Annotated in this window: 22 protein-coding genes; 13 read left to right on the top strand and 9 right to left on the bottom strand. The window is 63.2% G+C overall.

The window, feature by feature from the left end; all coding sequences use genetic code 11:
* Nucleotides 1–3 precede the first annotated feature (3 nt).
* The 4 genes from ACR0NY_RS03565 to ACR0NY_RS03550 form a co-directional block, all read right to left on the bottom strand.
* Nucleotides 4–1,185, bottom strand: a complete 1,182-nt coding sequence (locus ACR0NY_RS03565; protein WP_093962246.1) for an ammonium transporter — start codon at nt 1,183–1,185, stop codon at nt 4–6.
* Between the two features lie 180 nt (nt 1,186–1,365).
* Nucleotides 1,366–1,842 carry a CinA family protein gene (locus tag ACR0NY_RS03560; RefSeq protein ID WP_170368557.1) on the bottom strand — a complete coding sequence of 159 codons (477 nt, stop codon included), beginning with the start codon at nt 1,840–1,842 and terminating at the stop codon, nt 1,366–1,368.
* Nucleotides 1,839–2,336 carry a phosphatidylglycerophosphatase A family protein gene (locus tag ACR0NY_RS03555; protein WP_170338361.1) on the bottom strand — a complete coding sequence of 166 codons (498 nt, stop codon included), beginning with the start codon at nt 2,334–2,336 and terminating at the stop codon, nt 1,839–1,841. Before ACR0NY_RS03555 ends, ACR0NY_RS03560 begins: the two co-directional genes overlap by 4 nt.
* On the bottom strand, nt 2,333–3,463 hold the full coding sequence (locus tag ACR0NY_RS03550; RefSeq protein ID WP_170368556.1) for a bifunctional 2-C-methyl-D-erythritol 4-phosphate cytidylyltransferase/2-C-methyl-D-erythritol 2,4-cyclodiphosphate synthase: 1,131 nt from the start codon (nt 3,461–3,463) through the stop codon (nt 2,333–2,335). Before ACR0NY_RS03550 ends, ACR0NY_RS03555 begins: the two co-directional genes overlap by 4 nt.
* A 152-nt stretch (nt 3,464–3,615) precedes the next feature.
* Here ACR0NY_RS03550 and dusB point away from each other — a divergent pair, with 152 nt between their 5' ends.
* From dusB to ACR0NY_RS03515, 7 genes are all read left to right on the top strand, one after another.
* The gene (dusB, locus tag ACR0NY_RS03545) at nt 3,616–4,632 is read left to right on the top strand and encodes a tRNA dihydrouridine synthase DusB (RefSeq protein WP_170338364.1); all 1,017 of its coding nucleotides are present in this window, start codon (nt 3,616–3,618) and stop codon (nt 4,630–4,632) included.
* The gene (locus ACR0NY_RS03540) at nt 4,629–5,708 is read left to right on the top strand and encodes a two-component system sensor histidine kinase NtrB (protein ID WP_170338366.1); all 1,080 of its coding nucleotides are present in this window, start codon (nt 4,629–4,631) and stop codon (nt 5,706–5,708) included. Before dusB ends, ACR0NY_RS03540 begins: the two co-directional genes overlap by 4 nt.
* Nucleotides 5,709–5,724: 16 nt before the next feature.
* Complete coding sequence (locus tag ACR0NY_RS03535) at nt 5,725–7,092, top strand: response regulator (protein WP_170368555.1); 1,368 nt, start codon at nt 5,725–5,727, stop codon at nt 7,090–7,092.
* Nucleotides 7,093–7,191: 99 nt separating this feature from the next.
* Nucleotides 7,192–9,480, top strand: a complete 2,289-nt coding sequence (locus ACR0NY_RS03530; protein WP_170368554.1) for a sensor histidine kinase NtrY-like — start codon at nt 7,192–7,194, stop codon at nt 9,478–9,480.
* Nucleotides 9,477–10,886, top strand: coding sequence for a nitrogen assimilation response regulator NtrX (gene ntrX / locus ACR0NY_RS03525; protein WP_170359009.1), 1,410 nt, complete (start codon nt 9,477–9,479; stop codon nt 10,884–10,886). Before ACR0NY_RS03530 ends, ntrX begins: the two co-directional genes overlap by 4 nt.
* A 40-nt stretch (nt 10,887–10,926) precedes the next feature.
* Nucleotides 10,927–11,499, top strand: coding sequence for a helix-turn-helix domain-containing protein (locus tag ACR0NY_RS03520; protein ID WP_254432894.1), 573 nt, complete (start codon nt 10,927–10,929; stop codon nt 11,497–11,499).
* 43 nt (nt 11,500–11,542) lie between these two features.
* A complete protein-coding gene (locus ACR0NY_RS03515) occupies nt 11,543–12,724 on the top strand; it encodes an MFS transporter (protein WP_170368553.1) in 1,182 nt (393 codons plus the stop codon).
* A 10-nt stretch (nt 12,725–12,734) separates the two neighbouring features.
* Here ACR0NY_RS03515 and ACR0NY_RS03510 read toward each other — a convergent pair whose 3' ends face one another.
* Nucleotides 12,735–13,214, bottom strand: a complete 480-nt coding sequence (locus ACR0NY_RS03510; protein ID WP_093962235.1) for a hypothetical protein — start codon at nt 13,212–13,214, stop codon at nt 12,735–12,737.
* Between the two features lie 96 nt (nt 13,215–13,310).
* On the opposite strand from ACR0NY_RS03510, the gene trkA reads away from it, so the two are divergent.
* The 4 genes from trkA to hflX all read left to right on the top strand — a co-directional run bounded on the left by trkA (nt 13,311) and on the right by hflX (nt 17,869).
* Nucleotides 13,311–14,687 carry a Trk system potassium transporter TrkA gene (gene trkA, locus ACR0NY_RS03505; RefSeq protein ID WP_093962234.1) on the top strand — a complete coding sequence of 459 codons (1,377 nt, stop codon included), beginning with the start codon at nt 13,311–13,313 and terminating at the stop codon, nt 14,685–14,687.
* A complete protein-coding gene (locus tag ACR0NY_RS03500) occupies nt 14,687–16,225 on the top strand; it encodes a TrkH family potassium uptake protein (RefSeq protein WP_170368552.1) in 1,539 nt (512 codons plus the stop codon). Before trkA ends, ACR0NY_RS03500 begins: the two co-directional genes overlap by 1 nt.
* 133 nt (nt 16,226–16,358) lie before the next feature.
* Nucleotides 16,359–16,598: an RNA chaperone Hfq gene (hfq, locus tag ACR0NY_RS03495; RefSeq protein ID WP_005982826.1), complete on the top strand. Its 240-nt coding sequence runs from the start codon at nt 16,359–16,361 to the stop codon at nt 16,596–16,598.
* Nucleotides 16,598–17,869: a GTPase HflX gene (hflX, locus tag ACR0NY_RS03490; RefSeq protein ID WP_093962232.1), complete on the top strand. Its 1,272-nt coding sequence runs from the start codon at nt 16,598–16,600 to the stop codon at nt 17,867–17,869. The genes hfq and hflX overlap by 1 nt, the downstream gene beginning before the upstream one ends.
* A 3-nt stretch (nt 17,870–17,872) precedes the next feature.
* On the opposite strand, the gene ACR0NY_RS03485 is transcribed toward hflX, so the two are convergent.
* From ACR0NY_RS03485 to hemB, 4 genes are all read right to left on the bottom strand, one after another.
* Nucleotides 17,873–18,268 (bottom strand): nuclear transport factor 2 family protein, encoded by a 396-nt coding sequence (locus ACR0NY_RS03485; protein WP_170338375.1) that lies wholly within the window; start codon nt 18,266–18,268, stop codon nt 17,873–17,875.
* Between the two features lie 108 nt (nt 18,269–18,376).
* Nucleotides 18,377–20,839 carry a penicillin acylase family protein gene (locus ACR0NY_RS03480; protein WP_170368551.1) on the bottom strand — a complete coding sequence of 821 codons (2,463 nt, stop codon included), beginning with the start codon at nt 20,837–20,839 and terminating at the stop codon, nt 18,377–18,379.
* A 153-nt stretch (nt 20,840–20,992) separates the two neighbouring features.
* Nucleotides 20,993–21,565: a lipid-binding SYLF domain-containing protein gene (locus ACR0NY_RS03475; protein WP_093962230.1), complete on the bottom strand. Its 573-nt coding sequence runs from the start codon at nt 21,563–21,565 to the stop codon at nt 20,993–20,995.
* A 144-nt stretch (nt 21,566–21,709) separates the two neighbouring features.
* On the bottom strand, nt 21,710–22,708 hold the full coding sequence (gene hemB, locus ACR0NY_RS03470; protein ID WP_170368550.1) for a porphobilinogen synthase: 999 nt from the start codon (nt 22,706–22,708) through the stop codon (nt 21,710–21,712).
* A 120-nt stretch (nt 22,709–22,828) separates the two neighbouring features.
* On the opposite strand from hemB, the gene ACR0NY_RS03465 reads away from it, so the two are divergent.
* A complete protein-coding gene (locus ACR0NY_RS03465) occupies nt 22,829–23,353 on the top strand; it encodes a component of SufBCD complex (RefSeq protein WP_170338895.1) in 525 nt (174 codons plus the stop codon).
* Between the two features lie 21 nt (nt 23,354–23,374).
* Nucleotides 23,375–26,833 (top strand): transcription-repair coupling factor, encoded by a 3,459-nt coding sequence (gene mfd, locus ACR0NY_RS03460; RefSeq protein WP_170368549.1) that lies wholly within the window; start codon nt 23,375–23,377, stop codon nt 26,831–26,833.
* Nucleotides 26,834–26,835 lie beyond the last annotated feature (2 nt).

The raw sequence follows: 26,835 nt of genomic DNA, 5'->3' as shown, positions 1-26,835 counted from the left end.
GGCTTAGCTGCTCATGTCATAGGCCCGTTCGCCGTGGACCGACAGGTCGAGCCCGTTCGTCTCGGTCTCGGCGTCTACGCGAAGCGGGGTGACAAGCGCAACCACCTTGATCAGCACAAATGTGACAACTGACGTAAAGACACCCACGATCACCAGCCCGCCCAGCTGCGCGGTCCAGGCGCCCAGGCCGAAAACGGCGATCATGATGGTGCCGAAAATGCCGCCCACGCCATGCACGGCGAACACGTCCAGCGTATCGTCGATGTTCAGCACGTTGCGGACCACGTTCACCGCCTCTTGGCACAGGATGCCGGCGACCGCGCCGATGATCAGCGCCTGAACCGGATCGACATAGCCCGAGGCCGGCGTGATCGAGGCCAGACCCGCGATGGTTCCGGTGACCAGACCGACCAGCGAGGCCTTGCCGTACTTGATCCGCTCCCACAGCGCCCAGCTGAGCGATGCGGTGGCGGCCGAGATATGCGTGACCGTCAGCGCCATGGCCGCGCCGCCATCCGCGGCCAGCTGCGAGCCGCCGTTGAAGCCGAACCAGCCGACCCACAGCATCGCGGCCCCGATCATGACGTATCCGGGGTTGTGCGGCGGGGTGGTGCGGTTCCTGCGCGGCCCCAGGACCCACGCGATGATCAGAGCGGCCAGACCGGCGGTTTCGTGCACCACGATGCCACCGGCGAAATCGCGCACGCCGATTTCGCCCAGAATGCCGCCATCGGTCAGGATGCCGCCGCCCCAGATCCAATGAACCACCGGCGCATAGCACAGCAGCATCCAAAGGCCCGAGAAGACCAACACGAAGCCAAAGCCCACGCGCTCCACATAGGCGCCTACGATCAGAGCCGGAGTGATGATGGCAAAGGTCATCTGGAAGGCAAAGAACAGCACCTCGGGCAGGGTGCCTGACAGGCTGTCGGCATCGACGCCGTTCAGAAACGCCTTGCCCAGCCCGCCCCACAGGCCCGAACCGCCGTCACCGAAGGCGATCGAATACCCGGCGACCAGCCACAGGATGCTCATCAAGCAGGCGATCGCGAAACAGTGCATGAAAACGCTCAGCACGTTGCGGGCGCGCACCAGCCCGCCATAAAACAGGGCGAGGCCCGGCAAGGTCATGAACAAGACCAGCGCCGTCGCGACGATGATCCAGGCGGTATCGGCTCCGTTCATTGGGCCGTTCTCCTCTTTCCTGTAGCTGCGCCAAGGGGCGCGGTGTGAGTGACGTGCTGAGGGTTCAACCGAACGGCGGCCGAGGAAAAAAGAGGCAGGCTGTGAAAAAGGTGCCTGTTTTGGCGTCCTTTTTCCAAGTGGTGACAAAAAGTGCGCCTTGTCCGGGTGGGTGCCAAAAATTTAGGCGACTTCGGAAAGGCCGTTTTCCAGCAGCTTAAGCGCATGATCCCGCGCCGCGCGTCGGACATTGGCGCGGCCCGCGGTGCCGAACTCGACGGTTTCGGTCAGGGTGGGCTGGCCTGTGACGGCGAGGCCGAAACAAACCCGGCCCTCGGGTTTGAACTCGGACCCGCCGGGCCCCGCGATGCCGGTGATCGAGACCGCAAGCTGCGCCTGAGAATGCGCCAGCGCACCCTCGGCCATTTCGCGGGCGACCTCTTCGGAGACGGCCCCATGGGCCGCCAGCGTGTCGGCGCGCACGCCCAGTATGTCCTGCTTGGCGGCGTTGGAATAGGTGACGAAGCCTCGGTCAACCACGGCCGAACTGCCGGGAATGTCGGTCAGCGCGGCGGCAACCATGCCGCCCGTGCAGCTTTCGGCGGTGGCGATCATGACGTTCAGCGCCTTGGCGCGGTCGAGCAGTTCGGCGACGGTCATAGGCCCAGTACTCCATGTGCGATCCCGGCCAGGATCAGAACCCCCGCGGCCGCGAACGCGCCCGCGATCACGTCGTCCAGCATCACGCCCAAGGGGTCGCCGCGCCGGTCGGCCCAGCCGATGGGGCCGGGTTTGGTGATGTCGAACAAGCGGAACAGCAAAAACGCGGCGATCCAGCCCGGCCACAGGGCGGTGATCGCGATGTCATGCGCCCAGGCTGGATAGGACACGGCCCAGATGGCGATGAACTGGCCCGCGACCTCGTCGACGACGATCTCCGAAGGGTCGTGATCGTCCTGCCCGGCGGTCATGACACCTGTGGCCCAGGTGCCGGCCACAAAGACGGCGACGGTTGCGACGGCCAGCAGCGGGAAGCCACCCAGCAGGTGCAGCGCCAAGGCCAAAGGCAGTGCGGCCAGCGAGCCCCAGGTGCCGGGGGCAGGGCGCAGGTAACCGACCCCGCCCACGGTTCCGATCAGGCGCGCCAGGGTCATGGTTTCACCAGACAGGCGGTCGCGATAGCGGCGATGCCTTCCTTGCGCCCGGTAAAGCCCAGACGCTCGGACGTGGTGGCCTTGATCGACACGCGGTCGGCGTCCAGCCCCATGATTTCGCTCATTTTCTGCCGCATCGCCGCAGCGTGCGGGCCGATCTTGGGGTATTCGCAGACCAGCGTGCAGTCGACGTTCGAGATGCGAAAGCCCATGTGCGCGGCCAGATCCACCGCATGGCGCAGAAAGATCTCGCTGGCGGCGCCCTTCCATTGCGGGTCGGACGGGGGAAAGTGCTGGCCGATATCGCCCTGCGCCAGCGCGCCATAGATCGCGTCGGTGACGGCGTGCATGCCCACATCCGCGTCGGAATGGCCCTGCAGCCCCCGATCATGCGGGACCTCAACGCCGCACAGGATCACGTGATCGCCCGGCCCGAACCGGTGCACATCATATCCGTTGCCCAGCCTTACATCCATGTCTGACCTCAATATGCGTTCGGCCCGGGCAAAATCCTCGGGCCGTGTGATTTTCAGATTGTCCGCGTCGCCCGGCACGATGGCCACGTCGATCCCGGCGGCGCGGGCAACCTCGACATCATCGGCGGCCCCGCCGGGATGCGCCGCATGCGCGGACACGATGGCGTCATAGCGGAACCCCTGCGGCGTCTGCGCGGCAAACAGGCCCGCGCGATCTCGGGTGCCGGTTACCTGGTCGTTCTCTCCGGTCCACAGCGCATCGGTGACGGGCAGCCCCGGCGCCGCGGCGGCGTGGGTGTCGAGGGCCGCCAGCACGTCACCAATGACCCGCGCGCTGACACAGGGCCGAGCTACGTCATGAATCAGAACCTTGCTGACGCCGCGATCGGCCAGCGCCTGCAGCCCGTTGCGCACGGATTCGGCTCGGTCTGCGCCGCCGGGCGCAAGAATCAGGCCGCTGTCGGCGAAGTCCGCCCAAGCCTCGGGGTCATCGGGGGACAGGACCAGCACGACCAGTGGCACCTGCGCCCTGATCCGCTCGATCGTCCAGTCGGCCACACGCCGCTCGGCCAAGGGGCGCCACTGCTTGGGCTGGCCCCCTCCGGCGCGCAGGCCGCGCCCGGCGGCGACGATGATTGCGGCGGTTGTCATGTCTGAATTTCCGACCTTCGTTTGGCTTCCGTGTTTAGGCGGCGGTGAAAGCAGAGGCAATCACTCGCGGTAAGTCGATTAAAAATTAGGCACATGATGATTTTGCGGGCTTGTTGGTCGCGGATTTGTTGTTCATATGCCCCGGATTCGATATGAAACCCGCAATTGCTCAAGGATTAGGCACGTTGACGCTGCGAATTGCCGAGAAAACTTTGACCCCGCCGGTTCTGCTGGCGCCGATGGCCGGAATCACCGACCGGCCGTTTCGCGACCTCGTCATGCGGTTCGGCGCCGGGATGGTGGTCAGCGAGATGGTCGCCAGCCAGGAAATGGTGCAGGCCAAGCCCGGCGTGCGCGAACGGGCCGAGCTGTCGGCGGATGTGGAAAACACCGCCGTACAACTGGCCGGGCGCGACGCCTATTGGATGGCCGAGGCCGCGCGGCAGGTTGCCGACCGGGGCGCGCGTGTGATCGACATCAACATGGGCTGCCCGGCCAAGAAGGTGACGAACGGTTATTCCGGCTCGGCCCTGTTGAAGACGCCCGACCACGCCCTGACCCTGATCGAGGCGGTTGTGGGTGCGGTAGATTTGCCGGTGACGCTCAAGACCCGACTGGGGTGGGACGACACGCTGCTGAACGCGCCGGACGTGGCGCGGCGGGCGCAGGAGGCCGGCGTCCAGATGGTGACGATCCACGGGCGCACGCGCTGTCAGTTCTACAAGGGCGAGGCGGATTGGGCCGCGATCCGCGCCGTCAAGGATGCCGTCAGCATTCCCGTCGTGGCCAATGGCGACATCACCAGCCCCGAGCGTTCGCAGGCGGCGCTGGAACAGTCGGGCGCGGATGGCGTCATGGTGGGCCGTGGCGCGCAGGGCAAACCGTGGCTGCTGGCGCAGATCGCGCACGAGTTGTGGGGGACGCCGGCGCCAGAGGTTCCCGAGGGCGACGATCTGGCCGACATGGTGCGGGCGCATTATGAAGCGATGCTGGGGTTCTATGGCACCGATCTGGGGCTGCGTGTCGCACGCAAGCATCTGGGCTGGTACATGGACGAGGCCGGAACGCCGGCGTCGCTGCGCCGCGCGGTCCTGACCGCGCGCGATCCGGCCGAAGTTCTGCGGCTGATCGGCGACGCGTTGGCGGAAAATGCCGAGGTGGCAGCATGATTTCGGATCAGGTCATCTGGGCATCGCTGCCGGTTCCCGCCTTCATCATCGACCCCGAGGATCGCATCGCGGATGTCAATTCCTCGGGTGAGGGATTCCTGAACGCCTCACGCAAATCGGTGGTCGGGCATCCGGTCTGGGACCAGATCGCCGTGGACGCGCCGTTGGAAGAGGCGTTCACGCGCGCCCGCGAGCAGGGCACGCCGCTGTTCGTTAATGACGTGGACGTGGGCTCGGGCAATCGCGCGCCGCTGCAATGCGCGCTGCAGATCGCGCCTTTGCTGGGGCACCCGGGGTCGATGATCATGATCGTCTCGCCGCGCGAACTGGCCAGCCGCATGACCCGCGGCAACACGGTCAAATCGGCGGCGCAGTCGGCGATCGGCATGGCCGAGATGCTGGCCCATGAAATCAAGAACCCGCTGGCCGGGATCACCGGTGCCGCGCAGTTGCTGAGCATGAATATCGGCCCGCAAGACCTTGAGCTTACAGATCTTATCGTGGCCGAAAGTCGCCGGATCGTGAAGCTGCTCGAGCAGGTCGAGCAGTTCGGAAACCTCTCGCGTCCCGAGTTCAAGCCCGTCAACATCCACGATGTCCTAGACCGCGCGCGCCGCTCGGCGCTGTTGGGCTTTGGCGCGGACATGACCATCATCGAGGATTACGACCCGTCGCTGCCACTGGCCTATGGTGACCCGGATCAGCTGTTACAGGTGGTTCTGAACCTGCTCAAGAACGCGTCCGAGGCAGCAGGCCCCGAGGGCGGAATTATCCGCCTGCACACCTATTTCGAACATTCCTTCCGCCTGCGGCGCAGTGATGGCTCGGGCCACTCGTTACCGCTGCAGATCGAGATCATCGACGATGGCCCGGGCCTGCCCGAGGACATCCGCGGCGACATTTTCGACCCGTTCGTATCCGGCAAGGAGAACGGCACCGGCCTTGGCCTGGCGTTGGTCAGTAAGATCGTGTCCGACCACGACGGTTGGATCACGGCCGAGTCGGTTCCGGGGCGGACAGTCTTCCGGCTGTCGCTGCGCCGCGCACCGCGCGAGGCAGGGCAGGGCAAAGAATAATAAAGGAGAACACCAGATGGATGGCACGGTACTGGTTGCAGATGATGACAGAACGATCCGGACGGTTCTGACCCAGGCCCTCACGCGGGCGGGCTGCAAGGTGCATGCGACCTCGTCCCTGACGACGCTGATGCGTTGGGTCGGCGAGGGCAAGGGCGACGTGGTGATCTCGGACGTGGTCATGCCCGATGGCAACGGGCTGGAAATGCTGCCCAAGATCGCGCAGGACCGGCCGGGTCTGCCGGTGATCGTGATCTCGGCCCAGAACACGATCATGACGGCGATCCAGGCGGCCGAGGCGGATGCCTATGATTACTTGCCCAAACCGTTCGACCTGCCGGATCTTATGAAGCGTACTGCCCGCGCTCTGGACCGCAAGCAACGGGTTCAGATCGAACCCGCGGACACATCCGAAGACCGCCCCGACGAGCTGCCATTGGTCGGCCGAACACCGATGATGCAGGCCCTGTACAGGTTGGTGGCACGGGTCATGAATACCGATCTTTCGGTTATGATTTCAGGTGAAAGCGGAACGGGCAAATCTTTGATTGCGCGGGCAATTCACGATTTCTCAGACCGACGGACACTGCCCTTCGTGACTGCTACAGCAGCAGACCTGCGCGACCTGGAGGGTCCGGCCCGGGTCATGGCCCGAGTGCGCGGCGGTACCTTGCTGATCGACGAGATTGCAGACCTGGACGATGAAATCCAGGCCCGGATCGTGCGGATGATGGATACGCCCGGCGACCACGTTCCGCGCTTCATGGCGACCAGCCAGTCGGACCTGACCGAGGCGATGGAAAGCGGGCGGGTGCGGCAGGACCTTTACTACCGCCTCTGCGGTGCCACCATCCATGTGCCAGCCCTGCGCGAGCGGGTCGACGACATCCTGTTGCTGGCCGAGCATTTTCTGGCCCGTGAAGAACGCGAAAACGGCACAAAGCGGCGGTTGGGCCCTGACGCGATCGAACTTGTGCGCCGGTATTCCTGGCCTGGCAACGTGCGGCAACTGGAAAACGCGATCCGGCGGCTGAGCCTGACAAGCCGATCCGACGAAATCACCAAGTCCGAGGTCGAGGCCGTCTTGGGCAGCCAGCCCGAGGCCGAACCACTGCTGAGCGGGAGCGAACGAGAAAAACTGTCGTCGTCGGTTGCGCGGCATCTGCGGCGTTACTTCGACCTTCATGGAAACATGCTGCCGCCACCGGGTCTGTACCAGCGCATTCTGCGCGAGGTCGAGGCACCGTTGATCGAAATCGCTCTGGATGCGACCGGAGGAAATCAGGCAAAATGTGCCGATTTGCTGGGGATCAACCGGAACACGCTGCGCAAAAAAATCACGGATCTCGATATTCAGGTGACACGTCGACGCAAACTGATGTAATCTCGCCACACAAACCGTGGCATCCGGGCACAGTCCCGGAAAAGACCACGACATATGGCGGTACGCCGCGAAAGCGGCACATCAGGATGAGGGCAGACGGTGGTATCCCGGGCACAGAAACGGCCGGCATTATCCCTGAATCGGTGGCGTAAGTCCCGGAAACTGCGCAATTTCGGCACCTTGGGGCTGGTTGTGTTGGGGCCGGTCCTGACCCTTGCGACCTACCTTGTAATCGGGCCGTTTGACCTGGGTGCGAATGCCCCCACGCTTCGGCTGATTCTGCTGGCAGACCTTGTCTACATTCTGGTCGTGGCGGCCCTGGTTCTGGGGCAGTTGGGCAATCTTATTGCGGCGCGCCGGGCCAAATCGGCGGGCTCTCGCCTACACCTGAGGCTGATCGGTGCGTTCACGCTGTTGGCGCTGGTGCCCACGGTGACGGTTGCGATTTTTGCCGGTCTGACCGTGAATATCGGGCTTGAGGGATGGTTCTCGGACAGGGTCAGGCAGGTGGTCGGATCTTCGCTGACGGCCGCCGAGGCCTATGAACAAGAGCACGAACAGGGTCTGACGCAGGATGCCACGGTTCTTGCGCGGTTTCTTGACAATGCACGCAAGCTGGACTTCTACATCTCGGATGCCGAGCTGCGCGAGGTGCTGGCCCAGGGGCAGGCACAGATTCAGCGCGGACTGCGCGAAGCCTACGTGATTGACGGTAGTGGTGAAATCCGGGCCCGCGGAGACAGGTCTTATCTGTTCAACTACGAACCGCCGAAACCCGAGCAGTTGGAGCAGGCCCGAGACGAGGGTCTGTTGATCATCGCGGACTGGCCCAACAACGAATTTCGCGCTCTGGTGCCGCTGCGCGCCTATCTGGACCGATACCTGTATGTCAGCCGCGCCGTAGATGGCCAGTTGTTGACCCTTTTGGACGACACCAAGGAAACCGCGCAGTTCTATCAACAGTTGGAAAACGAACGGGGCAGGGTGCTGTTCGAGTTCGGGCTGCTGTATCTGGGGTTCGCGGTAATCCTTATTTTGGCGGCCGTTTCGCTGGGTATGTGGTTCGCCGAGCGGCTCTCGCGCCCGGTTGGTCGTCTGACCACGGCCGCGCAGCGGGTCGGGGCCGGTGATCTGGACGTGCAGGTCATCGAGGAGGCCAGCGACGACGAAATCGCCATGCTGGGGCGGTATTTCAACCAGATGACCCGGCAATTGAAGGCGCAGCGGGGTACGCTGCTGGAAAACACCCGCCAGATCGAAAGCCGCCGCCGGCTGTTCGACTCCGTGCTCAGCTCGGTGACTTCGGGCGTGGTCGGGGTGGATCCGGATGGTCAGGTGACATTCGTCAACCGCTCGGCCGAGCGCTTGCTTGACTGGAAAGGCCATGAACAACAACTGGCTATCGGCATCGCCGTGCCCGAGTTCCTGCCTTTGTTCGAAGCGCTGAAAGAAGGCAGCCAGGAAGCAATTCAGGACGAAATCAAGGTCACCCGCAAGGGACAGTTGGAAAACCTGCTGGTCCGGATGGCGACCCGACGCGGCGAGGACGGCAGGCTGGAAGGTTACGTGGTCGCCTTTGACGACGTGACCGATCTGGTCAGTGCCCAGCGGATGGCGGCCTGGGGTGATGTTGCACGCCGCATCGCGCATGAGATCAAGAACCCGCTGACCCCCATTCAGCTGAGCGCCGAACGCATCCGGCGGAAGTTTGCGCGGAAGCTGGATGAAGAGGACAGCGCCAGCCTGGAATCCATGACCGACGTGATCGTTCGCCAGACCAACGACCTGCGCCGGATCGTCGACGAGTTCTCGAAGTTCGCCCGCATGCCCGAGCCCGACCGGCACGAGGAAGACATCGCGGGCTTGGTGTGTGAGGCGGTTCTGCTGCAGCAGGCCGGTCAGCCAGACGTTCAGATCGACGCGGAGATCCCGGACCAGCCTGTATCGGCCGATGTGGATGCGACGATGCTGAACCAGGCGCTCACAAATCTGATCAAGAACGCCGGAGAAGCCATCGAAACCCTGAAAAAGAAGGGTCCGCCCGACAACCTCAACCCGCAGATAAAGGTGCGCCTGTCCACGGATGACGACGGAACACTGATTACCATCGCCGACAACGGCATCGGGCTGCCGGAAGACCGGGCGCGGCTGTTCGAGCCCTATGTGACCACGCGCGACGAAGGGACTGGCCTGGGCCTGCCCATCGTCAAGAAAATCATTGAAGAACACGGCGGTACGCTGACCCTTGAGGATGCGCCCGTGTTCGACGGACAGGACCATTTTGGCGCAATGGCCGTGATCCGGTTGCCGAAGGCCAACACGGCCCCGGTCGCAGCGCCGCAAAAGCAGGCAATTAAAACCAAAACACTGAAAGCAGGCCAAAGATGAGTGACATTCTGATCGTAGATGACGAGCGCGATATTCGCGAACTGGTGTCCGACATTCTGGAGGACGAAGGATATTCCACCCGGCTGGCCGGCAACTCGGACGAGTGCATGGCCGCGATCAACGCAGAACCACCCGGGCTGCTGATCCTGGACATCTGGCTCAAGGACAGCCGCATGGATGGGATCGACATTCTGAAGGCGGTCAAACGCGACAATCCGGATGTTCCGGTAGTGATCATATCGGGGCACGGAAATATCGAAATCGCCGTCGCGGCGATCAAGCAGGGGGCATATGATTTCATCGAAAAGCCCTTCAATATCGACCAGTTGATGGTGGTGATCCGCCGCGCGATGGAAACGTCGCGCCTTCGTCGCGAGAATGCCTCGCTCAAGCGCAAGGAAGTCAGCAATTCCGACATGATCGGCAAGTCGGCTGCGTTCCGCGCGATGCTGAGCCAGTTGGACAAGGTGACCAAATCCAACGGTCGGGTGATGCTGCGCGGTCCCGCCGGATCGGGCAAGGAAATCGCCGCGCGCTACATTCATGCGCACTCGAACCGGGCGAACGCGCCCTTTGTCACGGTCAACTGCGCCGGCGTCGAACCCGAGCGCATGGAAGAAGTGCTGTTCGGCCGTGAATCCGCCGAACGCGGCGTTGAATCCGGTCTGCTCGAACAGGCCCATGGCGGTGTGGTCTATTTCGACGAGGTCGCCGACATGCCCTTGGGCACGCAGTCCAAGATCCTGCGCGTTCTCGTCGATCAGCAGTTTCAGCGGGTGGGTGGCTCGGACAACGTCCGTGTCGATCTGCGGGTGATCTCTTCCACTAACCGCGACCTTGAAACCGAGATTTCCGCGGACCGGTTCCGCGAAGAGCTGTATCACCGTCTCAACGTCGTCCCGATCGCGGTGCCGTCTTTGGAAGAACGGCGCGAAGATATTCCTGTCCTAGCCAAGCATTTCATCGAGATGTGCAACGAAACCCAGGGCCTCCCCGTGCGCGAGTTGTCGGAAGAGGCCGTCGCTCTGCTGCAGACCATGAGTTGGCCCGGCAACGTGCGCCAGTTGAAGAACCTGGTCGAGCGGGTCTTGATCCTTGGTGATGGCACCGGACCGATCGAAGCGCGGGAATTGCCGAATGAGGAGGAAAAGGCCGACGATTCCGGCCGGGTCGTGCTGTCGGGCGCTCTGGCAACGCTGCCACTGCGCGAGGCACGAGAGGCGTTCGAGCGTGAGTATCTGCTGACCCAGATCAATCGCTTTGGCGGCAATATCAGCCGCACGGCCAGTTTCGTTGGAATGGAACGCAGCGCCTTGCACCGCAAGCTGAAATCGCTGGGTGTAGTCACGTCGAACAAGTCGGGCGCGCGGGTGGCCCAACTGGACGAGCCTGAACCGGCGGAATAGGGGCCGGCCATGCCGGCAGGACAACGGGAGGCGCCCGGCCATGACGCTATCGATGATCCAGCAGGGATTTCCCGCCTTTGGTCGTCGTCTCAAACGGCTTCGGCGGGCCACCGGGATGAAGCAGGCGGCGCTTGCACATGTGATGCGGGTCGATCAGGCCACGGTGTCGCGCTGGGAAAACGAAGTCCAGACCCCAAGCCCTGAACAACAAGCTGCGGTTTTCACGGCGCTTTCGGATCACCGCGCCGACGATGCAGCACTGAAGCGGCTTGTCGGCAGTTCGCAAGCCTGTCTCCATCTGGTGGACGAAGCGAGCCATGTTTGTCTGGCCTATTCACCCAGCCGCGCACGGGATTGGTCAGCGAGCCAGCACTCGTTGTTGGGGGTGTCGCTGTGGCAGTTTGCGACCGACGAGATCCGCCAGGCCGAAATGGAGCTGACGGACGAGGGTTGGTGGGACCTGCAGGTGCCAAATCCCAAGGCTTTCATTACTTCTCAGGCCGTGCACGACCAGATCACCATCAGCGCAGGCCAAATTGTATGGGAGCGGCTGTATCTGGCCGATGGAACCCCAGTGCGCCTTGTCAGCGGCACGCGCGTACGCGCCGCATAATATATGCGTTCACCTCGCCAGAGGCCGAGGGTAGAACGCGGGTGTGACTCAATCTTTTCGCATATTCCTGCAGGTGATCCTGTTATGGGTGGCTGGACTGGGCGCGGCCACGCAGTTCGCCAAGATCGCCGTTGCCTTCGACGCGGTCGGTGCATTGTACCCAGGCTATGGGGATTCGATCGGCTGGTTGTTGTCGATCATCAGTTTGATGGGCGCCGTTCTGGGGGCCATGTCAGGCGCCATTACCGCGCAGTTCGGACCGGTCCGCCTGCTGGTGTTCGGTTTGCTGCTGGGCGGCGTTGTATCGGTGTTCCAGTCCACCATGCCTAGCTTTCAAGTGATGCTGGCCAGCCGGATCATCGAGGGCGTTTCGCATCTGGCGATCGTGGTTGCCGCTCCGACGCTGATCGCACAGATCACACGCGGAGCCGCGCGCAATGCCGCCATGGTTTTGTGGAGTTCTTTCTTTGGAGTTGCCTTTGCGCTGAACGCTTGGTTCGGTCTGCCGATGATCCAGCGTTTTGGATTGGCGGATTACTTCATGGGCCACGGGTTCCTGATGGCGCTGATTGCAGGACTGGTCGCCGTGTTTCCGCCAAAGGTTCCGCCCATCGCGACGGAACGGCAGGGGTGGGGGCTGGGGTCCATCCTGAAGACGCATCTTGAAACCTACCGCTCGCCCCGCATGGCAGCACCGGCGATCGGATGGTTCTTCTACACTCTGACCTTCGTGTCGTTGCTGGCGATCCTGCCCGGCCGTATGCCCGAGGATCAGTCGGTTCTTGTAGCCAGTCTGATGCCGCTGGCAGGAATCGTGCTGTCGTGGGTCGCGGTGCCCGTGCTCTTGACTTTCCTGACCGCGGTCACGGTTGTAAATCTTGGTTTTGCGGCCGGGATGGCTGCCCTTGCCCTGCTGTTTTTCGGAGCGCCTCTGCCCGTTGTCGGCATTGCGCTGTTTGCGGTGTTGGGCCTGGTACAGGGCGGCAGTTTCGCGGCGGTTCCTCAACTGAATGGCTCGGTCCGGGATCAGGCGCTGAGCTATGGGGCGATGGCGCAGATGGGAAATGCGGGCAACCTGCTGGGCACACCTGTTCTGCTTGCTATCCTTTGGCGCGCCGGAGAGAGCTCGATGTTCGTGGCCGTACTTGTATTCTATGCAGCCGCCATCGCAGCACATCTGTTCCTGTCACTCCGCCGGCGATCGTCGCCTGGCGATCTGGCCTGAAGTCAGCCGGTCATCCCGGCAACCCCGGCGTGATGATCTGGAATGAGCCGTCGTCGAATTTGACGAAACAAGAGGCCGTGCCCAATGGCGGCAGTACGGTTGTTCGGGTCGGTGGAACGCCCGACTTGACCGACTGTTTGCAGGGCGGCAGGCTGATGGGGCGGTAGCCCTTCTTGGCCATGCACTGCGCCTCGACCGTGTTTCGCAGCCCCTGATTTACATCTACGGTGTAAACGCGGCCCGGCTCCCACCATCCTCCGGTGCGGTAGCATCGCCCGCGCCCGTCGCAATAGGTGCGGCCCGGCCAATAGGTGGGCGGGCTTTGGCGCACCTGGTTTGCAACCGGTGCATCCTTCAGCGCCTGCACTTGGCATTCGGTCGTTTCTGCCTGCATCCGCGAGACGCTTTCGCCTTCGCGATAATACATCGACAACGGCCCGCATCCGGCCAGCAGGGCAAGGGGAACAAGCAATCGAAGCACTGTTTTCATTCGCTTATCTTGCATCACACAGGCCGTCATGACAATTCGATTGACCGCTCTGTGGGCATCTGTCATTCAAAACGCTCAGGCAGAAAGGCCAAAGGCATGAAGGTCATCATTTGTGGCGCCGGCCAGGTGGGCTGGCAGATTGCTCGACACCTTTCGGGCGAGTTGAATGACGTCACCGTTGTGGACAACAACCCTGACCTGGTACGCCGGGCGACCGAGACTCTGGACGTTCAGGGCATCGCCGGCTTCGCCAGCTATCCAGACGTGCTCGAGCGGGCCGGAGCCCGTGACGCCGACATGATCATCGCCGCGACCCATTCGGACGAGGTGAACATGGTCACCTGCCAGATGGCGCACTCGGTGTTCTCGATCCAGCGCAAGATCGCGCGGTTGCGGTCGAAATCCTACCTCGAAGCGATCCATCGCGACCTGTACCGCCGCGACCATCTTCCGATCGACGTGGTGATCAGCCCCGAACGTGAAGTTGCCGCAGCAGCCATGCGCCGCCTGTCGGCGCCTGCGGCTTTTGACACGGAGCTGTTCATGGATGGCAAGGCGCAGCTTCTGGGCATTCGGATCGCCGAGGATTGCCCGATCGTCAACACGCCCTTGCGCCAACTGACAGACCTGTTTTCAACGCTCAGCGCCATCGTGGTGGGTATTCGCCGCGACGGAACGCTGTTCGCGCCGGAATCCGAGGACCAATTGTTCGTCGGTGACGAATGCTATGTCTTTACCAGCGTCCAAGACGTTGATCGTACGATGGAAGTCTTTGGTAAATCACAGAAAAAGCAGGATCGTGTGGTTATCGTGGGCGGCGGGAACGTCGGCCTCGAAGTCGCCCGGACGCTGGAAGAGCGCGAGGGACGCATCCGTGCAAAGGTTATCGAACGTGACCGGCGCTGTGCGGAACTGGCCGCCGAGTCGCTGGAGCGTACGATCGTTCTGAACGGCGACGGTCTGGATTCCGCGCTGTTGAGCGAAGCGGGGATCGAGCGCGCGGACGCGATGCTGGCCGTCACCGATGATGACCGGACCAACATGCTGGCTGCGGTACGGGCCAAGGCCGAAGGTTGTCCGCTAGCGATTGCGCTGATCAACGACCCCAGCATGGTGGCCTTGATGGGGCCATTGGGGATTGACGCCTATATCAACCCGCGGGCCACGACCGTCAGTTCGATCCTTCGCCATATCCGGCATGGCCGGGTGCGACAGGTCTATTCGATCGGCGATGCCGAGGCCGAAGTGATCGAGGCCGAAGTGCTGTCGACCTCGCCAATGGCCGGGCAGAAACTGCGCGACATCGACTTTCCCGAAGGCGTCCTGGTCGGCGCGGTGCGCAAGGGCGACGAGGTCCTGCGGCCCACTGGCAGTCTGCGGATTGACGAAAAGGACGTGGTTGCGATTTTCGCAATGGCCAATGATGTACCCGAGGTCGAACGCCTGATGCAGGTTTCGATCGACTTTTTCTGATGGCTGTCGCCCGCGCACCCAAAACCAGCGTTATTCGGCGGCTACCGCTGTTTCTGTTGATCTCGGCGGTTGTGTCCTTGGCGATGTGGATCCCGGCGATCTACGCCCTTGCCTTGGATGACCATCCAACGTCGCGGTCGTTCTTCTATTCGGGTTTGGTTGGGCTGTTCCTGGTCACGATCGTAGGTCTGGCGACGGCCAGCCGGCAACCGCGGCGCGGAACCTTGGGGCAGTTGGCGGTCCTGCTGGGCTCGTTGACGGTATTGCCGTTGTTTCTGGCCGTTCCGGTCCATGACGCGTTGGGGAACACGACCTTTCTGAACGCCTATTTTGACATGGTCAGCGCCATCACCACCACCGGAGCGGACCTGTTTCCCGATCCCGAGCGCCTGTCGGCGCCGGTTCACCTGTGGCGGGCACTCGTCGGCTGGATGGGTGGGCTGCTGATGTGGATTTCGGCGGCTGCGATCCTGGCGCCTCTGTCGTTGGGCGGGTTCGAGATTACCGCGCGGGGACAGCCGGGCCGCCCGGTTTCCGGCGTTGCCCAGAGCGAAAAGGTCGACCCGCGGGGGCGACTGCTCCGTGTGACGGCGACATTGACCCCGGTTTACGCCAGCCTCACAGCGGTAATCTGGGTCTTGCTGTTGATCGCCGGAGAAAAGGGCCTGACGGCCATCTGCCACGCAATGTCGGTTATGGCCACGTCCGGCATATCGCCAGTGGGCGGGTTGGAAGGGTCTACCGCCGGGATCACCGGCGAGGCCATCCTGTTTCTGTTCCTGTTCTTTGCCTTGTCCCGCCTGACGTTCTCAAAGGACACCGCAACAACCGGCTATTCCCGGCTGGACCACGACCCGGAATTCCAGATCGGCCTGATGATCGTCGTCGGCGTGGCGGCTCTGCTGGTTTTCCGGGTGCTGGCCGGGGTTGCCGAGATCGGTGGGCAGGTGACGGGCCTGCAAACGCTGAATGTCATCTGGGGTATGTTGTTCACGGTAATGTCGTTCCTGACGACGGCCGGGTTCGAAAGCGCTTATTGGAACGACGCGCAACAGTTGTCCGGTCTGGGAACACCGGGGCTAGTGTTGATGGGGCTTGCGCTTATCGGGGGCGGGGTCGCCACCACCGCCGGCGGGGTCAAGCTGTTGCGGGTCTATGCGCTTTACCTGAATGGCGCGCGTGAACTGGACAGGCTGATCCACCCGTCATCGGTCAGCGGGGCGGGCGGTGGCAACCGCCGCATCCAAAGCCAGGGTGCCTTTATCGCGTGGGTCTTTCTGATGATGTTCGCGCTGACGCTTGCGTTGCTTGATGTCGTTCTCGCTGCCGAGGGGGTTGGGTTTGAACGCGCCATGGTGCTGAGCGTCGCGGTTCTGAGCACGACCGGACCGTTGATCGAACTGGCCACCGATCTGCCGATCCGTCTGATCGATTTGTCGGCCGGAGCCAAGCTGACCATGTGCGCCGGGATGGTGATCGGCCGGCTGGAGACTCTGGCGATCATCGCGTTGATCACTCCGGCCCTGTGGCGGGATTGAACCGGCAATTCGGGCCTTCACGTTACTGCCTGATTTTTCATCTGGAATATCTCTGCGCGTCACTCCATACTCGCGCGGAGGGAGCGCGTTGGTCCGCAGCGCGTAAGCAAGAACAACGGCGAGATAACAAAATATGGCTTCGGACAGACAGAATCTTCAGGATGCCTTCCTGAACAATGTACGGAAAGCAAAGGTTCCCGTTACAATTTTCCTGATCAACGGCGTGAAATTGCAGGGTGTCATCACCTGGTTCGACAATTTTTGCGTATTGTTGCGCCGCGACGGACAGTCGCAGCTTGTCTACAAGCACGCGATCTCGACCATCATGCCGTCGCAGCCGATCAACCTGTATGAGGGCGAAGACGCCTCTTGATGGAACATGACCGGAGGCGCACCCGGGCCTGGGTGCTGCATCCCGATATCAAGTCAGATGACCAGCGCCGCGACCCCGTTCCGGCGCTGGAAGAGGCGGTGGCGCTGGCTGCCGCCTTGCCCGATCTGGATGTGATCGGGTCCGAGATCGTGCGCCTGCCGCGGGCGCAGCCCGGCCTGCTGTTCGGCAGCGGCAAGATCGAGGAATTGGGCGCGCGTTTTGCGGAAAACGAGATCGAGCTGGTTCTGATCGACGGGCCGGTCACCCCGGTTCAGCAGCGCAACCTGGAAAAGGCGTGGAAGGTCAAGATCCTCGACCGGACGGGGCTGATTCTGGAAATCTTCTCGGACCGCGCCCGCACGCGCGAGGGTGTGCTGCAGGTCGAGATGGCCGCGCTCAGCTATCAGCGCACGCGCCTGGTGCGGGCCTGGACCCACCTGGAACGTCAGCGCGGTGGGCTGGGCTTCGTCGGCGGACCGGGGGAAACCCAGATCGAGGCCGACCGGCGTGCGATCGACGATCAACTGGTGCGCTTGCGCCGCCAGTTGCAGAAGGTCGTGAAGACCCGGACGCTCCACCGGGCCGCGCGGGCCAAGGTGCCCTATCCGATCGTGGCACTGGTCGGCTACACCAACGCAGGCAAATCCACGTTGTTCAACCGCCTGACCGGGGCCGAAGTCATGGCCAAGGACATGCTGTTTGCCACGCTGGACCCGACCATGCGCCGGATCGAACTGCCCGACGGACCCGAAGTGATCCTGTCGGACACGGTGGGGTTCATCTCGAACCTGCCGACCGAACTGGTCGCGGCCTTCCGCGCCACGCTCGAAGAGGTTCTGGCCGCCGACCTGATCGTGCATGTGCGCGACATCAGTCATGCCGAGACCGAAGAGCAGGCCGAGGATGTGCGCACGATCATGGCCTCGCTGGGTGTGGACAATACCCGCCCTCAGCTTGAAGTCTGGAACAAAATCGACCTGCTGTCCGATGAGGACCGCGATGCCGTGCAGGCCCGGGCCGAGCGCGATCCGGCGGTGTTCCCGATATCGGCCGTGACCGGCGAGGGGATCGACCCGCTGTTGACCGAGATCGCCACGATCCTGCAGGGCGTGCGCCGGGAAGAGGTTTTGAAGCTGGGCTTTGCCGACGGCGACAAACGCGCCTGGCTGTTCCGTCAGGACGTGGTGCGCGATGAAAAACAGACCGAGGACGGGTTCGAGATCACCGTTCTGTGGACCGACAAGCAGGCCAATCAGTTCGCGGGCCTCTGACGATCAGGCCCCGTCGATCTGGCGCTGATGGTCGTCGGCATCGAACCAGCACAACGACGACCGGATCTTGTACTCCGCGTCCAGCTCCCATTCTTCCCAGCCGCGCGTGATCACCGCATTTCCGGTCTGTGCATGGTGCCCTTCCAGGGTCCAGACGAAAATGGCATGGGGACCGGCCCATCGCAGCATATCGCAGCGCACTTCAAGATCGGGAAAGTCGGTATGAATCCCGCGCGCCATTTCCGCGATGGCCGCCCGCCCGACGATGGGCGCGCCGCGATTGATCGTGATCTGCCCGTCCGACGTAAAGAAGTCGGCCACGGCATTGGCGTCACCCGAGCTCCAGGCGATGGCATAGTCGCGGGCTAGATTGTTCAGGGTATCGCGCAAACTGGCCATGATCTTCCCCCTCGCGCTGCGGTCCGGGCGCTCCGGAATGGTAGGCCAAGCCACGGGGCCACGTCCACGGGGCGACAAAAAAGGGGCGGGGGTCCGCCGAAACCCCGCCTATTGCGGCATCAGGCGGGTGGTCCCGACGGCGGCGGCGCGCGCCAGATCCAGATCCAGCGACATCGGAATGTACTCACCCCGGCGCCACAGTTGCGCCTGATCGTCATAGTAGCGCGACAGGAAGTGGCCCGATTGCCCGGTGGCCGTGATGAAGACCGAGCTGTCGGGGTCGGCAAAGTCATAAACCCCACGATAGCCCGCGCCGTGCACGTTCTGGAACGGGTCCGGCCCTTCGCCCGAGGTGCGTCCGCGCTGCAGGGTGTTGTCGCCGCCGCTGGTCGATTGGCGGATGTTAACAAAATAGCGCAGCACCGGAACCTCACCCAGCACCGGGTGATCATGGGTGGCCTGGTGGGCATCGCCCCAACGCAGGGATTCCAGTTGGCTGCCATAGCGCTCGGAAATCCAGACCAGTGCATCGTCAAGGGCCAGCCGGGCCATGTCGGTGCAGCTTTCCACCGGTGCGCTCTGCCGGACGTCGCACCAGGTCGAGGCCCCGTCGATGTCGCGAAAGACGCGTTCGATGAACAAGGGCTCGACATGCTTGAATTCCTTGGCCAGCGGCCCGAGGTCATCGGCGATCAGTCGTTTTTGCAGCGCGCGGACCCAGGCCGCATAGATCAGCGGCTCGGGCAGGTGCTCGTTCATCTCGCCGTTCCATTCGGCCAGCAGGGTCAAGGCGATCTGGCGCTGGCGTTCGGGGGTGCCTTCGGGCGCGGCCTCGCCGGTGAACCAAAGGTCGGCCCCGATCAGCGGCAGCAGTGACCGCGCGGTGAAGCTGACCGTGTCCAACTGCGCCTCGATGAAGCTGTCGCGGGTGTGCACCTCGCGGGATTGCATCAGGAATTCCCAGCGGTGGACGCGCTGCGTATCGCCCCATTCATAGGACACATGCAGGGGGAAGGGCCGGTCGATGATCTTGTTGTTGGTGTTGCCCAGTACGCCGCCGGCCGGAGCCACGAATTCGGGGTTGTCGGAATAGGGCAGACGGCCCTGCCAACGGTTGGCAGCGATCCAGCCCGGGGTCGGGATGCGCCCACGGCTCTGGTTGTTGAGGTCGCGGCTGGGCATTGCGCCGATGAGTTTCATGCCGACGGTCGTCTTGTCGACCACCGACAGGTTTTGCGACGGCGCGATGAACAGCTCGGCGGCTTCAATCGCTTCAGGTACGGTATCCGCGTTCATCAGCGCCATCGACGCGCTGATCGAGGTGTCGCGCGGACTGAGCGCCGTCCAGGACAGCGAGGCGACATGCCCCGGCGGTGTGATGGTTTCCAGGTTGAAATGGGTGCCTGGCAGGACGGGGCCGTTCTCGGTCCAGCGCAGGGTCAGGGTGATTGGGGGGGCGTCCTTGATCTCGATGATTGAAGGGCGCGACTTGAAGGGTTTGAAGCCTTCGGGCGTCAGATATTCCTCGGGGTTGTCGGGATTCACTCGTTCGATATGCACGTCCTGATCGTCCAGATAGGACGAGGTCAGGCCCCATCCCAGCCGGTCACTACGGCCGGACATAACCGCCGGAATGCCGGGGATGGTGGCGCCGATCACGCCGCCCTTGGTCAGTTCAAGACGCGCCAGATACCAGATCCCCGGCGCAGTCAGGCCCAGATGCGGATCGTTTGCCAACAGGGTTCCACCGGTTGCCGACCGCGAAGGAGCCGCAGACCATGCATTCGAGGCACCCGCCAACCCGCGCTGCGGGACCGGGTTCAGCCATGAGGCCGCGGGTTCCGAATTGGCGGCATAGCGGGGCAGGTTGGGAAACAGCGCCGCATATTCGGGCAGCGCTGCAATGCCCGCGCCAGGCACGTCCGGCAGAATATCTGAGAGCCGCTGCGGATCGTTCAGCATCAACGAGGTGCGCGCCCGCAGCACTTCGTCCTGCAAATGCCCGGATAGCTGAACCGCCATCAGCTTGATCATGGCTATGCTGTCACCCGGTTGCCAAGGAGCAACCGGTGCGTTGAACAAGAACATTTCGGGCGCGCCGCGGCCCAGGGCGTTTTCGTTGATTTCGTCCAGCCGCGCATTGACACCGGCGGCATAGGCGCGAAGAGCGGCCTTTGTGTAATCGTCCTGAACCTCGAAGGACTGATGCGCCAGCCCGTATAGATCCAGCCGACGCATGAGCTTGTCGATATGCACGGTCCGCTGGCCAAAAACCTCGGACAGGCGCCCCTGCACGGTCCGGCGCATGACCGTCATCTGCCACAACCGGTCCTGGGCATGCGCATAGCCCAGACCGAAGAACACGTCGGGGTCGGTCTGCCCCAGGATGTGAGGCACGTTGGCTGTGTCGCGCACGATCTCGACCGGGGCATTCAGGCCTTTGACCTGCAGCGTTTGATCGTAGTCAGGCAGCGACTGGCTGGCCAGGAAATACACCAGACCGATCGCCGCGAGGGTCAGCAGGACCAGACCCGAGGCGATACGCATCAACCAGCGAAAGACGACACCCATCAGCAGCGCACCATTTGAATTTGCAGATCAGGCGAAGGTTAATTCATGGCTCTGGCGACCGAAAGAGGCCGCGCCGCGGAATCTGCGTCTGAAACGAAAAACTCCGCCACGGCATTGGCCAGTGACGGAGTTTTCTTGAGGGGGATCAGGGGGTCAGGGAATAATGCGCGTGTATTTGATGCCTTCGACCGTCGCGCCCAATTGCAGCCCAGCCTGACCGAAGACCGCCGCCAGCACGGGTTTGCGCAGGGTGGTCAGGTCGGTCGACAACTGGTCCGCCTGGTCGCTGACGACATATCCAATGTCCGCGCCGGCGGTCCATCCGCTTGAGCGGCGGAAATCGTTCAGGGCGTCTTCGGTCATGAAGAATAGGACATGGGCGTATTGCTGGGCGCCAATCTGAAGCCCCGCAGTGCCCTTTACGGCGGAGTAGTAGTCGACCGTGGCGCCATTGATGCGCAGTGCGCCTTTTCCGTAGCCGCCTCCAAAGACGAACCCCGCCTCGGTGATCAGCGGCATGACCAGCATCCCGTTGGCCTTGTTGGCGATTTCCTGGGTGTTCGGGTAGCGGGTATACATCTCGGTCAGCGTGGCATCGACGCGGGCATCGATCGTTGCCGCGTTCGAGTTTCCGACGCCGTTGCCGCAGGCGGCGGTCAGGGTCAGTCCGGCCATGCCAAAGGCAAAGCCGCGACGGCTCAGTCGTGGTGTGTTGGAACTGCTCATGTTTGTTTTTCTCTGTCTATGTGCCTGAAAAGCCGGGTGGTCCCGGTCTTGTGTGCAAGAATACGCCGAGCCGCCTCGGGTGTCACGGGAAAACCGGCAGGCCAAGGCCGGCCGATCGGCGAAAAATCGCGGAGTCCCGCGGGATTAGCCGTGCAGAAGCCGGGCGACCTGCGGTGCGAAATAGGTCAGGATGCCGTCACAGCCCGCGCGTTTGAAGGCCAGCAGGCTTTCCAGCATCACCTTTTCGCCGTCGATCCAACCGTTCTGCGCCGCGGCCTGGATCATCGCGTATTCACCCGACACCTGATAGGCATAGGTGGGTGCGCCAAACGTGTCCTTGACCCTCCGGCAGATGTCCAGATAGGGCATGCCGGGCTTGATCATCACCATGTCGGCGCCCTCGGTCAGGTCGCGTTCGATCAAGCGCAGCGCCTCGTTCGAGTTGGCCGGGTCCATCTGATAGGTCTTCTTGTCGCCGGTCAACGCGCCCGAGGCGCCCACCGCATCACGGAAGGGTCCGTAGAAGGCGCTGGCATATTTCGCGGCATAGCTGAGGATCATGACGTCGTGATGGCCGACGGCCTCGAGCGCCCGGCGCATCGCGCCGATCCGGCCGTCCATCATGTCGGATGGGCCGATGATGTCGGCTCCGGCCTCGGCCTGGGCCAGCGTCATCTTGACCAGCGCCTCGACCGTTTCGTCATTCACGATCTTGCCGTCCACCACGTATCCGTCGTGGCCGTTGATGTTGTAGGGGTCCAGCGCCACGTCGGTCATCACCGCGATCTCGGGCGCGGCCTGCTTGATCGCGCGGATGGCGCGGTTCGACAGGTTGTTGGGGTTCCACGCCTCGGCACAATCCTGCGTCTTGAGGCTGGGATCGGTGTAGGGAAACAGGCAGATCGCCGGGATGCCCATTGCCTGCGCCTCGGCTGCGGCCTTGGCGATCAGATCGACCGAGCGGCGCACCACGCCGGGCATCGAGGGCACGGGCTCTTCGACGCCCTCGCCGTCGAGCACGAACACCGGCCAGATCAGATCATCAACGGTCAGGGTGTTCTCGCGCACCAGGCCCCGGATCGCCTCGGACTGGCGGGCGCGACGAAAGCGGCCGTGGGGGTAGGGGGCGATTGTCGGTTTCATGGCGCGTTCTCCTTGAACATTCGCGCATTGGGTGGCATGAATTTGCACAGGTCTCAAGGGTACCAATAGCCGCGCCGTTGCGATAGAACCGCCTGAGAATTTTGAATTAAAGGACCGAGTTTGGACTGGTACTCCTCGATTTTCGAACTCATCGACATGCGCAGCTTTTCGAATCTGTGGTACTGGATCGCGCTTGCGGTGCTGTGGTCGACAGCCAGCCATTGGGTGATGGGGGTTCCGTATGACCTGGTCGTGCGCGCCCGCCGCGTCGGTGGGCAGGCCGAGACCGACCTGCTGGACATCGTGCGGATCAACACCAATCGCATCCTCTACATTGCCGACGTTTCGGGGGTCGTAATCTTGGCGCTGTGCTGTTTCCTGTTCGCAGGGCTGGCGACGCTTGGGTTTTACTATCAGGTCGAGTTCGCCCAGGCCGTGTTCCTGCTGTTGTTCCCGATGGTTCTTGTCGGCGCAAACAGCCTGCGGGTGGCCCGGAACCTGCGGCGGCAGGAGTTGACGATTGAAGCTGTGTCCAAGGCGCTGCATCGATGCCGGCTGGCGACGCAGGTCATCGGCATGTTTGCGATACTGGTCACTTCGATGTGGGGCATGTATCAGAACCTTTCGATAGGCGTTCTGGGATAGCAGATTCAGAAAGGCAGCGTGATGAAGGCTCCGAACCACGTGACAGTCGGCGGCGCCCCCGAGGGGTTTGACGCGCAGCTGGTGCTGAACGAAGTCGCCCGCTCGGGCGGGCCGGTTCTGCATGTGGCGCGCGACGACAAACGTGCCGAGGCGATGCGCGCCGCGCTGCGTTTCTTTGCGCCCGACATGCCGGTGATCCTGTTCCCCGGTTGGGATTGCCTGCCTTATGACCGGGTGTCGCCCAACCCCGACATTGCGGCGGCGCGGGTGGCGACCCTGGCGGCGCTGGTGCATCAGATGCCCGAGCGCTTTGTTCTGCTGACCACGCTGAACGCCGCCACCCAACGCGTGCCGGCGCGCGACGTGCTGCGGCAGGCGGCGTTCACCGCACGGGTCGGCCAGCGCATCGACGAGGCCGCGCTGCGCGATTTTCTGGTACGCATGGGGTTCAGCCAAAGCCCCACGGTGATGGAACCTGGCGACTATGCCGTGCGCGGCGGGATCATCGACATCTTCCCGCCGGGCGAGGCAGGGCCGGTGCGGCTGGACCTGTTCGGTGACGTGCTCGACGGCGCGCGCCGGTTCGATCCGGCCACCCAGCGCACTACCGAAAAACTTGATCTGGTCGAACTGGCCCCGGTCTCCGAGGTGATACTGGACGAGGCCGCCATCACCCGGTTCCGTCAGAACTATCGCATCGAATTCGGTGCGGCCGGCACGGATGATCCGCTGTACGAGGCGGTCAGCGCCGGGCGCAAGCATCAGGGCATGGAGCACTGGCTGCCCCTGTTCCATGAAAAGCTGGAAACGCTGTTCGACTATCTGCCGGACGCGACGATCACGCTGGACGATCAGGTCACGCCCGCGCGTCTGGCCCGGTGGGACAGCATCGCCGATCAATACGAAACCCGGCGTCTGGCGCTCGAGAACCGCTCGCGGATGGATTCGGTTTATAAACCCACGCCGCCGGGTCTGCTGTACCTGGATGACGACACCTGGACCCGAGCTGTGGCGCAGCGGCGGGTGCTGCAATTCAGCCCTCTGCCGCAGGCCAGCGGCCCCGGGGTGATCGACGCGGGCGGTCGGATCGGGCGCAACTTTGCCCCCGAGCGCCAACAGGAAAGCATCAGTCTGTTCGGCGCGCTGGCCAGCCACATCAAGGACAAGCTGGAGAAGGGGCCGGTTCTGGTCGCCTCGTATTCCGAGGGCGCGCGCGAACGCCTGACCGGGTTGATCGAGGATGAGGGTCTGGCCGAGGCGATCCCCGTTTCGGATGGCTCGCGCATGGGCAAACGCGGCCTGCACCTGGCGGTCTGGGCGCTGGAGCATGGGTTCGAGACGCCCGACATGACGATGATCTCGGAACAGGACGTGCTGGGCGACCGGCTGATCCGTCAGCCCAAGAAACGCCGTAAGGCCGAGAATTTCCTGACCGAGACCCAGTCGCTCAGCCCCGGTGATCTGGTCGTGCATGTCGATCACGGCATCGGCCGCTACATGGGCATGGAGGTCGTGACCGCCCTGGGCGCCGCGCATGAATGCCTGCTGCTGGAATATGCCGAGGGCGCCAAGCTGTACCTTCCGGTCGAAAACATCGAGCTGCTGTCGAAATACGGGCACGAGGAAGGCTTGCTCGACAAGCTGGGCGGTGGTGCGTGGCAAGCCAAGAAGGCTAAGCTCAAGGAACGCATCCGCGAGATGGCCGACCGGCTGATCCGCATCGCCGCCGAACGCGCCCTGCGCAAGGCCCCGATCATGGACCCGCCGCCCCACGCGTGGGAAGAGTTCAGCGCCCGCTTCCCCTATCAGGAAACCGAGGACCAGTTGCGCGCCATCGCCGACGTGATGGAGGACCTGCACTCGGGCACGCCGATGGATCGCCTGATCTGCGGCGACGTGGGGTTCGGCAAGACCGAGGTCGCCATGCGCGCGGCCTTCGTTGCGGCCATGTCCGGCCTGCAGGTGGCGGTGATTGCGCCCACAACGCTGCTGGCGCGCCAGCACGCCGCCAGCTTCAAGGACCGGTTCCGGGGCTTCCCGCTGGAAGTCCGACAATTGTCGCGTTTCATCTCGGCCAAAGAGGCGCAGCAGACCCGGGAGGGGCTGGCAAAGGGCACGGTAGACATCGTGATCGGCACTCATGCTCTGTTGGCCAAGGGCATCCGGTTCCAGAACCTCGGGCTGTTGATCATCGACGAAGAGCAGCATTTCGGCGTGGCCCACAAGGAGCGGCTCAAGCAGTTGCGGTCCGACGTGCATGTGCTGACGCTGACCGCCACACCGATCCCGCGCACGCTGCAGTTGAGCCTGACCGGTGTGCGCGACCTGTCGATCATCGGCACGCCGCCCGTCGATCGCCTGGCGATCCGCACCTATGTCAGCGAGTTCGACGCAGTCACCATCCGCGAGGCGCTGCTGCGCGAGCACTATCGCGGCGGGCAGAGTTTCTATGTGGTGCCGCGCATCTCGGACCTGCCCGAGATCGAGGAATTTCTGAAGGAACAGCTGCCCGAACTGACCCATGTGGTGGCCCACGGCCAGATGGCGGCTGGCGAGTTGGACGATCGGATGAATGCCTTCTATGACGGCAAGTATGACATCCTGCTGGCCACCACGATCGTGGAAAGCGGGCTGGACATTCCCACCGCGAACACGATGGTCGTGCACCGGGCCGACATGTTCGGGCTGGCCCAGCTCTATCAGATCCGGGGCCGGGTGGGGCGGTCCAAGACCCGCGCCTACGCCTATCTGACCACCAAGCCGCGCGCGCGGTTGACGCCGGCCGCCGAAAAGCGGCTGCGGGTTCTGGGCTCGCTCGATACGCTGGGGGCCGGGTTCACGCTGGCCAGCCAGGACCTGGACATTCGCGGCGCGGGCAACCTGCTGGGCGAGGAACAGTCGGGCCAGATGCGCGACGTGGGCTATGAACTCTACCAGTCGATGCTGGAAGAGGCGATCGCCAAGATCAAGGCCGGTGAGATGGAGGGGCTGAGCGAGGCCGACGACCAGTGGGCGCCGCAGATCAACCTGGGCGTTCCGGTACTGATCCCCGAAGACTATGTGCCCGATCTGGACGTGCGGCTGGGCCTCTATCGCCGCCTGTCGTCGCTGTCGACCAAGGTCGAGCTTGAGGGTTTTGCCGCCGAACTGATCGACCGGTTTGGCCCGCTGCCGAAAGAGGTGAACACCCTGCTGCTGGTGGTGCGGATCAAGGCGATGTGCAAACGCGCGGGCATTGCCAAGCTGGACGGCGGACCCAAAGGGGCCACGATTCAGTTCCACAACGACAAGTTCGCCTCACCGCAAGGTTTGGTCGAGTTCATCCAGAACCAGCGCGGGCTGGCCAAGGTCAAGGACAACAAGATCGTGGTGCGGCGCGACTGGAAGAAGGACAGCGACAAGATCAAGGGCGCCTTTGCCATTGCCCGCGATCTGGCCGAGAAGGTCGCCGCCGAGAAAAAGAAGAAGGCCAGCGCCTGAGG

This window comes from Ruegeria sp. BJ5, from assembly GCF_056537865.1.
This window is presented reverse-complemented; position numbering and strand designations above follow the sequence as displayed.